The organism is Acidovorax sp. FG27, assembly GCF_040365715.1.
In the GTDB taxonomy this organism is placed as follows: Bacteria; Pseudomonadota; Gammaproteobacteria; order Burkholderiales; family Burkholderiaceae_C; genus Paracidovorax.
Window position 1 is genome coordinate 1,114,726 of record NZ_BAABVY010000009.1, and the last position, 13,745, is coordinate 1,128,470.

The window sequence follows — 13,745 nt, forward strand, 5'->3', positions numbered from 1 at the left end:
CCCCGCATCGATGTTGCAACCGCAAATCACAGCATGCTGCGCAGAAAGCCCCGGGTGCGATCGTGCCGAGGTTGGGCAAACAACGCGGCGGCCGGGCCCGACTCGACGATGCGGCCCTGGTCCATGAACACCGCCGTGTGCGCCACCTCGCGCGCGAAGCCCATCTCGTGCGTCACCACCAGCATGGTCATGTGCTCCTGCGCCAGGGCGCGCATGGTGCGCAGCACCTCGCCAGTGAGTTCGGGGTCCAGCGCCGAGGTGGGCTCGTCGAACAGCATGATCTCCGGCTCCATGGCCAGCGCCCGGGCGATGGCGACGCGCTGCTTCTGCCCGCCCGACAGCCGCGCCGGGTAGTTGTTGCGCTTTTCCGCCAGGCCGACCTTGGCCAGCAGCGCCTCGGCCCGGGCGATGGCCGCGTCGCGCGGCACGCCCTGCACCACCATCGGCGCCTCGATCACGTTCTGCAGCACGGTCAGGTGCGGGAACAGGTTGAAGTGCTGGAACACCATGCCGGTCTTGCGGCAGATGCGGCGCAGCTCGGCCTCGGGCACGTAGCTGCAGCGGCCTTCGGCATCGGTCGTGGCCAGCACCTCGCCGCCGATGGCGACGTGGCCCCGGTCGATGGTCTCCAGCCGGTTCAGGCAGCGCAGGAAGGTGCTCTTGCCGGAACCCGAGGGGCCGATCACGGCCACCACTTCTCCCCGGCGCAGCGACAGCGACACGCCCTGCAGCACCTGGGTGCGCCCGAAGGCCTTGTGGAGGTCCCGCGCCTCGATCATCGGCGCGGCGCCAGCGGGGTCGTTACTCGTCGTGCTTGGCATAGCGCCGCTCCAGCCGCTGGAAGCCCCAGGTCAGCACCAGGGTCATGAGAAGGTAGAAAGCCGCCGCCACGATGAACGGCGTGGTCGTGAAGTCGCGCTGCACGAAGCCGCGCGCGGCGCGCAGCAGGTCGTTCAGGGCCAGCACGTAGATGAGCGAGGTGTCCTTGACCAGGGTGATCGTCTCGTTGCTCATGGGCGGCAGCACGCGGCGCACCATCTGCGGCAGCACGATGCGGCGCATGGTCTGGCCGTAGGTCATGCCCAGTACGCGGGCGGCCTCGTACTGGCCCCGGTCCACCGACTGGATGCCGGCGCGGAAGATCTCGGCGAAGTAGGCCGCGTAGTTGAGCGCGAACGCCACCACCGCCGCCGGAAAGTCCGGCAGCCGCACGCCGATGACCGGCACGAACGGCAGCGCGAAGTAGATGAACAGCATCTGCAGCATGAGCGGCGTGCCGCGCATGAGCCAGATGTAGCCGTTGACCACGCCCGACAGCAGCCGCCAGCGCGAGGTGCGCGCCAGCGCGAGCACCAGCCCCAGCGGCACCGCCAGCGCGAGCGTGATGACAAAGAGCTTCAGGGTGACCGACGCGCCCTGCGCCAGCGGCCCCAGAAGGGAAAGAACGTAATCCATCTATCTGCTACGAAGTCTGTTGTCTGCAGTGCAGCGACTGGCAGGGCCCAAGCCCCAGGCGCTAGCGCGGCCCCATACCAGCGGCAGCCGCGCAAGGGCCGCCCCGCCGCGCCGGCTGCGTCCCCCTTCCCGCATCGCGCAGCGAGGCGAGAGAAGGGGGAAGCGGAGAAGCCGCCCAGGGGATGCGCCGAAGTTATTTGATGATGTTCTTGCCGAACCACTGCTCGGCGATCCTGGCGGCCGTGCCGTCCTGCTTCATCTCGCCCAGCGCCGCATCCAGGCGGCCCTGCAGGGCGGTGTCGTCCTTGCGCACGCCGACGCCGTAGTCCTCGGTGCCGAAGTTGTCTTCCAGCACGGCATAGTCCTGCGGCTTTTTGGCGACGTAGTAGCGGCCCACCACTTCATCGACCACCACGGCGTCCAGCCGGCCGGTGGAGAGATCCATCAGCGCGGTCACGTTGTCGCCGAAGGTCTTGAATGCCTTGAACGACTTGAACACCGCGTCGTCCTTCTTCACCGCATCCACGGCGCTGGAGCCGTCCTGCGCGCCGACGGTCTTGCCGGCGAGGTCGGCCTTCGTCTTGATGGCCGACTGCGCGGGCACCACGACGATCTGGTGGTTTTCCATGTAGGGCGCGGTGAAGGCGATGTTCTGCTTGCGCTCTTCGGTGATGGTGAGACCATTCCACAGCGCATCCACGCGCTGGCCCGACAGTTCGGCCTCCTTGGCGCTCCAGTCGATGGGCTTGAAGTCCACCTCCGCGCCCATGCGCCTGGCGGCCTCGCGGGCCATGTCGATGTCGAAGCCGACCAGCTGGTTCTTGTCGTCGCGAAAGCCCATGGGCGGAAAGTTGTCGTCCAGGCCCACCACGATCTTGCTGATGGCGGCCGGCGCGGGGACGGCGGCAGCAGCCGGCGCGGCGGGCTCCTGCTTGGAGCAACCGGCGAGTGCGACGCCCAGGGTGAACAGGGCGGCGGTGGCGAATTTCTTCATGGCGTGACGAATCCTTGGGGACAAAAGAAAACGCCCGGGCATGCCCGGGCCGAACCCGCGATTGTCCCACCGAAGGCGCGGGCGCGTCGCCACGCCGGATCAAGCCCCGCCGCCGCCCATCAACAGCTGGCGATGCCGCTCCACGGTGTCCCGCAGAAAGTCCCACACCGCGCGCACCCGGGCCAGGTTACGCCGGTTCGCGGGCGCGGCCACCCAGAAGGTGCGCTGCACGTCGATCACGTCGGCCAGCACCGGCACCAGTTGCGGCTGGTGCGCGGCCATGAAGCAGGGCAGCACCGCCAGCCCCTGCCCTGCGCAGGCCCACTGGTACTGCGCCACCACGCTGGTGCTGCGCAGCGCGGTGTGCGCCTGCGGCACGGCCTCGGCGAAGTAGCGCAGCGCGTTGCTGAACACCAGTTCCTCCACATAGCCGACGAAGCGGTGGCCCTGCAGGTCGGCCGGCCGGGCTATGGGCGGGTGGCGGGCCAGGTAGTCCCGGCTGGCATAGAGGCGCAGCCGGTAGTCGCACAGCTTGCTGCAGACCTGGCCGCTGGCCTGCGGCCGCTCGATGTTCACGGCCAGGTCGGCCTCGCGCTGCGACAGGTTGATGAAGCGCGGCACGATGAGCAGCTCGACCTCGATGCCCGGGTGCCGGGCGGTGAATTCGCCCAGGTGCTGCGCCAGGAAGAAGCTGCCGAAACCCTCGGTGGCGCCCAGCCGCACCTGGCCGGTCAGCGCGTGCCGCTCGCCGCCGATGTCTTCGCTCACCCGCACCATGGCGTTCTCCATCTGCTCCGCATGTTCCAGCAGGCGGTGCCCGGTCTGGGTCAGCACCAGCCCGGCCGGCGTGCGCTCGAACAGCTGCGCGCCCAGTTCCTTTTCGAGCTTGTGCAGGCGGCGGGTGACGGTGGAGTGATCGACCTCCAGGCGGCGGGCGGCTTCCTGGGCGGAACCGGCCCGCACCACCATGAGGAAGAGGCGCAGGTTGTCCCAGTTGGTGTGAGCGATGGCCATGGCGAGGGTGATTGGGCGAGGGATTGCAAATTTGCAAGAACGATATGCCCAAACGCCCTAACTGGTTGCAGAAGTGCTGGCTTACAGTGGTTTTGGGCACGGCGAGCGCCTGGCCCGCCCTACAAAAAAAGACCCAAGGAGACAAACCATGCGATTGAACAGACACGCGCTGGCCTGCGCGGTACTCGCGCTCGGCGCGGCCAGCCAGGCATCCGCCCAGTTTTCGGGCGACACGGTGAGGATCGGCGTGCTCACCGACATGGCCGGCCCCTATTCCGGCATGGGCGGCGCCGGCTCGGTGGTGGCGGCGCGCATGGCGGTGGAGGACTGCCTGAAAGCCGACTGCCAGGGCATGAAGATCGACGTGGTGAGCGCCGATCACCAGAACAAGGCCGACATCGCCGCCACCAAGACGCGCGAGTGGCTGGACCGCGACGGGGTGGACGCCATCGCCGACATCACCAATTCCGCCGCCGCCCTGGCGGTACAGAAGCTGGTGCGCGAAAAGGGCGGCATCGCCCTCTACAGCGGCCCGGCGACCACGCGCCTGACCGACGAGGAATGCGCGGAGAACGGCTTTCACTGGATGTTCGACACCTACTCCTCGGCCTCGGGCGCCGCTGCGGCCCTGACGCGCAACGGCGACAAGAGCTGGTACTTCATCACCGTGGACTACGCCTTCGGCCATTCGCTGGAAAAGGACGCGAGAGCCATGGTGCAGGCCAACGGCGGCACGGTGGTCGGCAGCGTGCGCCATCCGCTGAACGCGAGCGATTTCTCCTCGTTCATCCTGCAGGCGCAGAACTCCAAGGCCCAGGTGATCGGCCTGGCCAACGGCGCGCAGGACACGGTCAACGCCATCAAGGCGGCGCGCGAGTTCGGCATCGGCACCAAGGACCAGAAGGTGGCGTCGCTGCTGATGTTCCTGACCGACGTGCATTCGCTGGGGCTGCGCCAGGCGCAGGGCCTGATGTTCTCCGAAGGCTTCTACTGGGACATGGACGACAAGACCCGCGCCTTCGCCACCCGCTTCGAGAAGCTGCACAAGGGCTACAAGCCGACCCTGGTGCAGGCTGGCGTGTATTCGAGCGTGCTGCACTACCTGAAGTCGGTGGCGGCGGCCAAGACGGACGAGTCGAAGGCCGTGGCCCGCAAGATGCGGGAGCTGCCCATCGACGACCCGGTGATGCGCAACGCCAGCATCCGCCCCGATGGGCGCGTGATCCATGACATGTACCTCTTCCAGGTCAAGGCGCCGAACGAGTCCAAGGGCGCCTGGGACTACTACAAGACGGTGAGCACCATCCCCGCCGCCACCGCCTTCAAACCGCTGGCGCAGTCGAGCTGCCCGCTGGTGAAGCAGTGACGCATCCCCTCTTCCCTCCAGACAGCATCAGCCCATGACCGCATCCGCATCCCAGCCCGCCACCATCCACCACTTCATCGGCGGCAAGCCCTACCCGTCGCGGAGCACCGAGTGGCGCGACGTGACCAACCCCGCCACGCAGGAGGTGGTGGCCCGCGTGCCCTTCGCCACCCGCGAGGAAGTGGACCTGGCCGTCGCCACCGCGCAGGAGGCCTTCCAGACCTGGCGCAGCACGTCGCTGGGCGCACGCATGCGCGTCATGCTGCGGCTGCAGAATCTGATCCGCGAGCACACGGCCGAGCTGGCCCAGCTCATCACCCGCGAGCACGGCAAGACGCTGCCCGACGCCGAGGGCGAAGTCGGCCGCGGGCTGGAGGTGGTGGAGCACGCCTGCTCGATCACCACGCTGCAGCTGGGCGAGATCGCCGAGAACGCCGCCACCGGCGTGGACGTGTACAACCTGATGCAGCCGCTGGGCGTGGGCGCGGGCATCACCGCCTTCAACTTCCCGGTGATGCTGCCCTGCTTCATGTTCCCGATGGCCATCGCCTGCGGCAACACCTTCGTGCTCAAGCCCTCCGAGCAGGACCCGAGCTCCACCATGCGGCTGGTGGAGCTGGCGCACGAAGCGGGCGTGCCGCCCGGCGTGCTGAACGTGGTGCACGGCGGGCCCGAGGTGGCCGACATGCTGTGCGACCACCCGGACATCAAGGCGCTGTCGTTCATCGGCTCCACCCATGTCGGCACGCACATCTACCGCCGCGCCAGCGAGGCGGGCAAGCGCGTGCAGTCGATGATGGGCGCCAAGAACCACTGCGTGGTCATGCCCGACGCGCCCAAGGAGCATGCGCTCAACAACCTGCTGGGTTCCGCGTTCGGCGCGGCGGGCCAGCGCTGCATGGCCAATTCGGTGGCCGTGCTGGTGGGCGCGGCCCGCGACTGGCTGCCCGAGCTGGTGGACAAGTCGCGCGCCATGAAGGTCGGCCCCGGCACCGACCGCCGCGCCGACCTGGGCCCGCTGGTCAACCCGCGCGCCAAGCAGCGGGTGGTGGACCTGATCGCCGCCGGCCAGGCCCAGGGCGCCCGCCTGCTGCTGGACGGCCGCGACTGCGTGGTGCCCGGCCACGAGAAGGGCAACTTCGTCGGCCCCACAGTCTTCGCCGACGTGACCGACGCCATGGACATCTACCAGCAGGAGATCTTTGGCCCGGTGCTCAACGTGGTGTGCGTCGACACGCTGGAGGACGCCATCGCCTTCATCAACCGCAACCCGAACGGCAACGGCACCTCCATCTTCACCAGCAGCGGCTGGGCGGCGCGCAAGTACCAGCACGACATCAACGTGGGCCAGGTCGGCATCAACGTGCCGATTCCGGTGCCGGTGGCCTACTTCAGCTTCACCGGCTCGCGCGCCTCCAAGCTGGGCGACCTGGGGCCGAACGGCAAGCAGGCGGTGCAGTTCTGGACGCAGACCAAGACGGTGACGGCGCGCTGGTACGAGGAAGGCGCTCGCTCTGATGGGGTGAACACCACCATCACCATGAAGTGACGCTGGAATTTGAATGAAACAGGGCTGTAGCGCTTGTTCCACCAGGGCATGACGCTATATATTTAATAGCAAAAGCCCGATGGATGCATGCACTGCCTGGCCTGCAATGACAAACGGCGCCTCGCGGCGCCGTTTGTCCTGGAGCGGCCCGCAGGCCGATTCGCTCAACGCGGCAGGTCGGAGTAGCCCATCAGGAATTCGTCCACCGCCCGTGCGGCCTGGCGGCCTTCGCGGATGGCCCAGACCACCAGCGACTGGCCGCGGCGGATGTCGCCGGCGGCGAACACCTTGGGCACGTTGGTGGCGTAACCGCCGTCGAAGTCGGTCGTCGCCTTGGCATTGCCACGCGCATCCTTGTCCACGCCGAAGGCGTCCAGCACGGCGGCGACCGGGCTCACGAAGCCCATGGCCAGCAGCACCAGGTCGGCCTTCAGCACCTGCTCGGAGCCGGCGACCTCGACCATCTTGCCGTCCTTCCATTCGACGCGCACGGTCTTCAGGCCGGTGACCTTGCCCTTCTCGCCCAGCAGTTCCTTGGTGGAGATGGCGAACTCGCGCTCGCAGCCTTCTTCGTGGCTGGAGCTGGTGCGCAGCTTGATCGGCCAGTAGGGCCAGGTCAGCGGGCGGTTCTCTTCCTCGGGCGGCTGGGGCATCAGCTCGAACTGCGTGACGCTCGCCGCGCCGTGGCGGTTGCTGGTGCCCACGCAGTCGCTGCCGGTGTCGCCGCCGCCGATCACGATGACGTGCTTGCCGTCTGCGCGCAGCTGGCCCTTGAGCTTGTCGCCGGCGTTGACCTTGTTCTGCTGGGGCAGGAATTCCATGGCGAAGTGCACGCCGTCCAGGTCGCGGCCGGGCACCGGCAGGTCGCGCGATTGCTCGGCGCCGCCCGTTAGCAGCACGGCGTCGAAGTCCTTCTGCAACTGCTCGGGGCTGATGGTTTCCTTGGCCCAGTTGGTGACCTTGGAACCCTTGCCCAGGCCGTCCTTGGCCGCGCCGATGAACACGCCAGTACGGATGGTCACGCCCTCGGCGACCATCTGCTCTGCACGGCGGTCGATGTGCGACTTCTCCATCTTGAAGTCGGGAATGCCGTAGCGCAGCAGGCCGCCGATGCGGTCGTTCTTCTCGAACAGGGTCACGTCGTGGCCCACGCGCGCCAGCTGCTGCGCCGCCGCCATGCCGGCGGGGCCCGAGCCCACCACGGCGATCTTCTTGCCGGTCTTGTGCTTGGGCACCAGCGGTTTGACCCAGCCCTCGGCCCAGGCGCGGTCGATGATGGCGTGCTCGATGGACTTGATGCCCACCGGGTCGTCATTCACGTTCAGCACGCAGGCGGCCTCGCAGGGCGCGGGGCAGATGCGGCCGGTGAACTCGGGGAAGTTGTTCGTGCTGTGCAGCACGGCGATGGCGCTCTTCCAGTCCTGCTGATAGACCAGGTCGTTGAAGTCCGGAATGATGTTGTTGACCGGGCAGCCGTTGTTGCAGAACGGCGTGCCGCAGTCCATGCAGCGCGCGCCCTGGATCTTGGCTTGCTGGTCATCGAGGCCGATGACGAATTCCTTGTAGTGCTTCAGGCGCTCGGACGGCGGGCGGTAGCCCTCCTCGATGCGCTCGTACTCCATGAAGCCGGTGGTCTTTCCCATGATGTCTGTCCTGATGTCGGTGAATGCGGTGGGGTGGCTGGGCCTGCGCCTTACTTGGCGGCGGCCGTGGCTTCCTTCTTCGGAGGGTTGGCGACCGGTGGGGTCGCGGGTTCCTCGAGCGCCTTGCGTTCGTTGATTTCGGACAGGGCACGCTTGTACTCGGTCGGGAAGACCTTGACGAACTTGGCCCGCGATGCCGCCCAGTTGTCCAGCAGTTCGCGCGCGCGCTTGCTGCCGGTCCAGCGGTTGTGGTCTTCCAGCATCTTCTTGAGCTGGGCTTCGTCGGACTGGCCGCGGTGCCAGATGGCGCCGGGCACGCTGGCGGCCTGCTCGTCGGCAGAGAGCACACGCTCCAGCGTCACCATCGACAGGTTGCAGCGGGTGTGGAAGAGGCCGTCCTCGTCATAGACATAGGCCACGCCGCCGCTCATGCCGGCCGCGAAGTTGCGGCCCGTCTTGCCCAGCACCACAACGGTGCCGCCCGTCATGTATTCGCAGCCATGGTCGCCCGTGCCCTCCACCACCGTGGACGCACCCGAGAGGCGCACCGCGAAGCGTTCGCCGGCCACGCCACTGAAGAACGATTCGCCCGAGGTTGCGCCGTACATCACCGTGTTGCCAACGATGGTGTTGCGCACCGTGTCGCCGCGGAAGTCGATGCTGGGGCGCACCACCACCCGGCCGCCCGACAGGCCCTTGCCGGTGTAGTCGTTGGCATCGCCGATCAGGTACAGCGTGATGCCGCGCGTGAGGAAGGCGCCGAACGACTGCCCGCCCGTGCCTTCGAGCTGGATGCGGATGCTGTCGTCGGGCAGACCTTCAGGGTGCGCGCGGGTGACTTCGCCCGAGAGCATGGCGCCCACGGAGCGGTTCACGTTGCGGGCCACCTCGATGAACTGCACGCGCTCGCCCTTGTCGATGGCGGGGCGACTGCGCTCGATCAGCTTGCGGTCCAGCGTGTGTTCGATGTTGTGGTCCTGCACGTCGACGTGGAAACGCGGCACGTCGGCCGGCACGTTGGGCTGGGCGAAGAGGCGGCTGAAGTCCAGTCCGCGGGCCTTCCAGTGGGCGATGCCGGCGCGCACGTCCAGCAGGTCGGCCCGGCCGATCAGGTCGTCGAACCTGGCGATGCCCAGCTGCGCCATGATCTGGCGGACTTCTTCGGCGATGAAGAAGAAGTAGTTCACCACGTGCTCGGGCTTGCCCGAGAACTTCTTGCGCAGCTCCGGGTCCTGCGTGGCCACGCCCACCGGGCAGGTGTTCAGGTGGCACTTGCGCATCATGATGCAGCCCTCGACCACCAGCGGCGCGGTGGCGAAGCCGAATTCATCGGCGCCCAGCAGCGCGCCGATGGCGACGTCGCGGCCGGTCTTCATCTGGCCGTCGGCCTGCACGCGCACGCGGCCCCGGAGGCGGTTCAGCACCAGGGTCTGCTGGGTTTCGGCCAGGCCGATCTCCCACGGGCCGCCGGCATGCTTGATCGACGACCAGGGCGATGCGCCCGTGCCGCCGTCGTGGCCGGCGATCACCAGGTGGTCGCTCTTGCACTTGGTCACGCCGGCAGCGATGGTGCCTACGCCCACTTCGGACACCAGCTTGGTGCTGATGCTGGCGTGCGGCGCCACGTTCTTCAGGTCGTGGATCAGCTGGGCCAGATCCTCGATGGAGTAGATGTCGTGGTGCGGCGGGGGCGAGATCAGGCCCACGCCCGGCACGCTGTGGCGCAACTTGCCGATGTAGTTGCTGACCTTGCCGCCGGGCAGCTGGCCGCCTTCGCCGGGCTTGGCGCCCTGGGCCATCTTGATCTGGATCTGGTCGGCCGACGAGAGGTATTCGGCCGTGACGCCGAAACGGCCCGAAGCGACCTGCTTGATGCGCGAGCGCAGCGAATCGCCGTCCTGCAGGGGCAGGTCGACCTCGACGTTCTCGGCGCCGATCACGCTCTTGAGCGTATCGCCCTGCTTGATCGGGATGCCCTTCAATTCCTGGCGGTAGCGCGCCGCGTCTTCGCCGCCCTCGCCGGTGTTGCTCTTGCCGCCGATGCGGTTCATGGCGACGGCCAGCGTGGCGTGCGCCTCGGTGGAGATCGAGCCCAGCGACATGGCGCCGGTGGCGAAGCGCTTGACGATTTCCTTGGCCGACTCGACCTGGTCCACCGGAATCGCCTTGGCCGGATCGAACTTGAACTCGAACAGGCCGCGCAGCGTCATGTGGCGGCGGCTCTGGTCGTTGATGATCTGCGCGTATTCCTTGTACGTGTTCCAGTTGTTGGCACGGGTGGAGTGCTGCAGCTTGGCGATGGCGTCGGGGCTCCACATGTGCTCTTCGCCACGGGCGCGCCAGGCGTATTCGCCGCCGGCGTCCAGCATGGTTTCCAGCACGGGGTCGTCGCTGAAGGCGGCCTTGTGCATGCGGATGGCTTCTTCGGCGATCTCGAACACGCCGATGCCTTCCACGCGGCTGGCGGTGCCGGTGAAGTACTTGCTCACGGTGTCGCTGTTGAGGCCGATGGCCTCGAACAGCTGCGCGCCGCAGTAGCTCATGTACGTGCTCACGCCCATCTTGGACATGATCTTGGAGAGGCCCTTGCCGATGGCCTTGACGTAGTTGTAGATGGCTTTCTCGGGCGACAGGTCGCCCGGCATGCCGGCGTGCAGCTCCGCCAGGGTTTCCATCGCCAGGTAGGGGTGCACGGCTTCTGCGCCGTAGCCGGCCAGCACGGCGAAGTGGTGCACTTCGCGCGCGGTGCCGGTCTCCACCACCAGGCCGGCGGTGGTGCGCAGGCCTTCACGCACCAGGTGCTGGTGGATGGCCGACAGCGCCAGCAGCGCGGGAATGGCCACCTGGGTCGCGCTCACGCCGCGGTCGCTGATGATGAGGATGTTGGCCCCGCCCTTGATGGCATCGACGGCCTGCGCGCACAGCGATGCGAGCTTGGCTTCCACGCCTTCGCGGCCCCACGCCAGCGGGTAGGTGATGTCGATGGTGGCGCTCTTGAACTTGCCCTGGGTGTGCTGCTCGATGGCGTGCAGCTTGGCCATGCCGGCGAAGTCCAGGATGGGCTGGCTCACTTCGAGCCGCATCGGCGGGTTGACCTGGTTGATGTCCAGCAGGTTGGGCTTGGGGCCGATGAAGCTGTTGAGCGACATCACGATGGCCTCGCGGATCGGGTCGATCGGCGGGTTGGTCACCTGGGCAAACAGCTGCTTGAAGTAGTTGTAGAGCGGCTTGTCCTTGCCCGAGAGCACGGCCAGCGGGCTGTCGTTGCCCATGGAGCCGATGCCCTCTTCGCCGTTCTTGGCCATGGGCGCCATCAGGAACTTGATGTCTTCCTGCGTGTAGCCGAAGGCCTGCTGGCGCTCCAGCAGCGGCAGCTCGGCCGCGCCAGGCGCGGTCGGCGCATCGGCGCCCACGTCGTCCAGCTTGATGCGCAGGTTCTCGATCCACTGCTTGTAGGGCTTGGTGTTGACGATGTTGGCCTTGAGCTCGTCGTCGTCGATCATGCGGCCCTGTTCCAGGTCGATCAGGAACATCTTGCCGGGCTGCAGGCGCCACTTGCGCACGATCTTGTTCTCGGGGATGGGCAGCACACCGGATTCCGAGGCCATCACCACCAGGTCGTCGTCGGTGATGCAGTAGCGCGAGGGGCGCAGGCCGTTGCGGTCCAGCGTGGCGCCGATCTGGCGGCCGTCGGTGAACACGATGGAAGCGGGGCCGTCCCAGGGCTCCATCATGGCGGCGTGGTATTCATAGAAGGCGCGGCGGCGCTCGTCCATGGTGGTGTGCTGCTCCCACGGCTCGGGGATCATCATCATCACGGCCTGGCTGATGGGGTAGCCGGCCATGGTCAGCAGTTCGAGGCAGTTGTCGAACGTGGCGGTGTCGGACTGGTCGGCGAAGCTGATGGGGTAGAGCTTCTTCAGATCGGCGGCCAGCACGGGCGAGGCCATCACGCCTTCGCGCGCCTTCATCCAGTTGTAGTTGCCCTTGACGGTGTTGATCTCGCCGTTGTGCGCCACGTAGCGATACGGGTGGGCCAGCGGCCACTCGGGGAAGGTGTTGGTGGAAAAACGCTGGTGCACCAGGCCGATGGCCGACACGCAGCGCTCGTCCTGCAGGTCCAGGTAATAGGTACCCACCTGGTCGGCCAGCAGCAGGCCCTTGTAGACCACGGTGCGGCTGGACATGCTGGGAACGTAGTATTCCTTGCTGTGCTTGAGCTTGAGCGCCTGGACGTTGGCGCTGGCCGTCTTGCGGATCACGTAGAGCTTGCGCTCCAGCGCGTCCTGCACGATCACGTCGTTGCCACGGCCGATAAACACCTGGCGCAGGATGGGTTCCTTCTTGCGCACGGTGGGCGACATGGGCATGTCCACGTTCACCGGCACGTCGCGCCAGCCCAGCAGCACCTGGCCTTCGGCCTTGATGGCGCGCTCCATCTCCTGCTCGCAAGCCAGGCGGGAGGCATGCTCCTTGGGCAGGAAGATCATGCCCACGCCATATTCGCCGGCGGGCGGCAGGATCACGCCCTGCTTGGCCATTTCTTCACGGTAAAGCGCGTCGGGAATCTGGATCAGGATGCCCGCGCCATCGCCCATCAGCTTGTCGGCACCCACGGCGCCGCGATGGTCGATGTTCTCGAGGATCTTCAGTGCCTGGGTCACGATGTCGTGACGTTTCACCCCTTTGATATGGGCCACGAAGCCCAGACCGCACGCATCGTGCTCGTTGCTGGATGAATACAGACCGTGCTGTTGCAGGTGCAGAATTTCGGCGGCCGTCGTCATGGCGCACTCCTCGGTATAAAGATTCGCAGGGACCGCAAGCGTAGTGCATTGCAGCAAGGGCACGCAAGCAGATTAATGGGGGTCAGATTCCGATAATAAAATGCGATGCTGTCAGTTGGTTTTAATTGGGGACAGATTAAGTGGTAATTGCTCGACTCAAAGGCGCAGGCACATCGTCAGCTCTTGCGAAGCGGGCCGATGTCCCTTGCTAATTCCGTACCAGCCACATCGGGCGGCTCGGCTTTTCTCGGCCGGCCCGGCGACGCCTTGGTCACGCGCCGTTCTGTCTGCTGCTGGACGGCTTCGATGAAGGCGCCCTCTCCCAGCACCCAGCCCGTCAGGGCGGATGCGGTGATGGCGGTCTGTTCCGCGTTGGCGATGCCTGCGCGCACCAGCTCGGCATAGGCGGCTTCACGGGCAAACGGGGTGTTGCCCATGGCCCAGAACAGCGCGTGGGGCGTGACCAGCCGGTCGTTGCGAAGTCCGAGCGCATGGGCGTGGCTGGACCAGGGATAGTCGATCGGCTGGCTGACGATTCCGGCCCTGACGGGGTTGAGATCCAGATAGACCATGCAGGCCAGTAGATAGCGGTCGGACTGCACCACCGTGGACCGATACCGCCCTTCCCACAACGTGCCGGTGCGTCCGTGGCGGTCGTTGAAATACCGCACATAGCTGCGGCCCACGGCCTGCATCATCTGCGGCAAGCCCTCGGCCGTCTGCGGCGTGGCCAAGAGGTGGAAGTGGTTGTCCATCAGCACATAGGCGTGCACGGCCACCTGGCAGCGGCGCGCCTGCTCCACCAGCAGCGCCAGCATGGTTTCGAAGTCCTGCCGGTCGAGGAAGATGCGTTGCCGATTGTTGCCGCGCTGGATGATGTGGTGGGGATGGCCCGGGAGGGTGAGGCGAGGCAGACGAGCCATGGTCGGATGGTGGG

At 66.8% G+C, this 13,745-nt stretch carries 9 protein-coding genes; 2 read left to right on the forward strand and 7 right to left on the reverse strand.

The annotated features are described in order from the left end of the window. Positions 1-26: 26 nt before the first annotated feature. The 4 genes from ABWV53_RS12075 to ABWV53_RS12090 all read right to left on the reverse strand — a co-directional run bounded on the left by ABWV53_RS12075 (position 27) and on the right by ABWV53_RS12090 (position 3,463). Entirely contained in the window at positions 27-821 is a 795-nt protein-coding gene (locus ABWV53_RS12075; protein WP_353366142.1) for an amino acid ABC transporter ATP-binding protein, read from the reverse strand. Further along, positions 802-1,455: an amino acid ABC transporter permease gene (locus ABWV53_RS12080; RefSeq protein WP_353366144.1), complete on the reverse strand. Its 654-nt coding sequence runs from the start codon at positions 1,453-1,455 to the stop codon at positions 802-804. The genes ABWV53_RS12075 and ABWV53_RS12080 overlap by 20 nt, the downstream gene beginning before the upstream one ends. A gap of 193 nt (positions 1,456-1,648) precedes the next feature. Continuing rightward, complete coding sequence (locus ABWV53_RS12085; protein ID WP_353366146.1) at positions 1,649-2,449, reverse strand: amino acid ABC transporter substrate-binding protein; 801 nt, start codon at positions 2,447-2,449, stop codon at positions 1,649-1,651. Positions 2,450-2,548: 99 nt separating this feature from the next. Next, complete coding sequence (locus ABWV53_RS12090) at positions 2,549-3,463, reverse strand: LysR family transcriptional regulator (RefSeq protein ID WP_353366148.1); 915 nt, start codon at positions 3,461-3,463, stop codon at positions 2,549-2,551. A 148-nt stretch (positions 3,464-3,611) separates the two neighbouring features. Between ABWV53_RS12090 and ABWV53_RS12095 the strand changes: the two genes are divergently transcribed. After that, entirely contained in the window at positions 3,612-4,829 is a 1,218-nt protein-coding gene (locus ABWV53_RS12095; protein WP_353366150.1) for an ABC transporter substrate-binding protein, read from the forward strand. A 34-nt stretch (positions 4,830-4,863) separates the two neighbouring features. Continuing rightward, entirely contained in the window at positions 4,864-6,378 is a 1,515-nt protein-coding gene (locus ABWV53_RS12100; protein ID WP_353366152.1) for a CoA-acylating methylmalonate-semialdehyde dehydrogenase, read from the forward strand. 164 nt (positions 6,379-6,542) lie between these two features. Here ABWV53_RS12100 and ABWV53_RS12105 read toward each other — a convergent pair whose 3' ends face one another. From ABWV53_RS12105 to ABWV53_RS12115, 3 genes are all read right to left on the reverse strand, one after another. Then, positions 6,543-8,021, reverse strand: coding sequence for a glutamate synthase subunit beta (locus tag ABWV53_RS12105; RefSeq protein WP_353366154.1), 1,479 nt, complete (start codon positions 8,019-8,021; stop codon positions 6,543-6,545). Positions 8,022-8,071: 50 nt separating this feature from the next. Then, complete coding sequence (locus tag ABWV53_RS12110; protein WP_353366156.1) at positions 8,072-12,808, reverse strand: glutamate synthase-related protein; 4,737 nt, start codon at positions 12,806-12,808, stop codon at positions 8,072-8,074. A gap of 176 nt (positions 12,809-12,984) precedes the next feature. Then, the gene (locus tag ABWV53_RS12115; protein ID WP_353366158.1) at positions 12,985-13,731 is read right to left on the reverse strand and encodes a transposase; all 747 of its coding nucleotides are present in this window, start codon (positions 13,729-13,731) and stop codon (positions 12,985-12,987) included. Positions 13,732-13,745 lie beyond the last annotated feature (14 nt).

Excerpts from the sequence above, each read along its gene's own strand:
- ABWV53_RS12095 (WP_353366150.1), top strand. The coding sequence starts at position 3,612 with ATGCGATTGAACAGACACGCGCTGGCCTGCGCGGTACTCGCGCTCGGC.
- ABWV53_RS12100 (WP_353366152.1), top strand. The coding sequence starts at position 4,864 with ATGACCGCATCCGCATCCCAGCCCGCCACCATCCACCACTTCATCGGC.
- ABWV53_RS12080 (WP_353366144.1), bottom strand. The coding sequence starts at position 1,455 with ATGGATTACGTTCTTTCCCTTCTGGGGCCGCTGGCGCAGGGCGCGTCG.
- ABWV53_RS12085 (WP_353366146.1), bottom strand. The coding sequence starts at position 2,449 with ATGAAGAAATTCGCCACCGCCGCCCTGTTCACCCTGGGCGTCGCACTC.
- ABWV53_RS12075 (WP_353366142.1), bottom strand. The coding sequence starts at position 821 with ATGCCAAGCACGACGAGTAACGACCCCGCTGGCGCCGCGCCGATGATC.
- ABWV53_RS12115 (WP_353366158.1), bottom strand. The coding sequence starts at position 13,731 with ATGGCTCGTCTGCCTCGCCTCACCCTCCCGGGCCATCCCCACCACATC.
- ABWV53_RS12090 (WP_353366148.1), bottom strand. The coding sequence starts at position 3,463 with ATGGCCATCGCTCACACCAACTGGGACAACCTGCGCCTCTTCCTCATG.
- ABWV53_RS12110 (WP_353366156.1), bottom strand. The coding sequence starts at position 12,808 with ATGACGACGGCCGCCGAAATTCTGCACCTGCAACAGCACGGTCTGTAT.
- ABWV53_RS12105 (WP_353366154.1), bottom strand. The coding sequence starts at position 8,021 with ATGGGAAAGACCACCGGCTTCATGGAGTACGAGCGCATCGAGGAGGGC.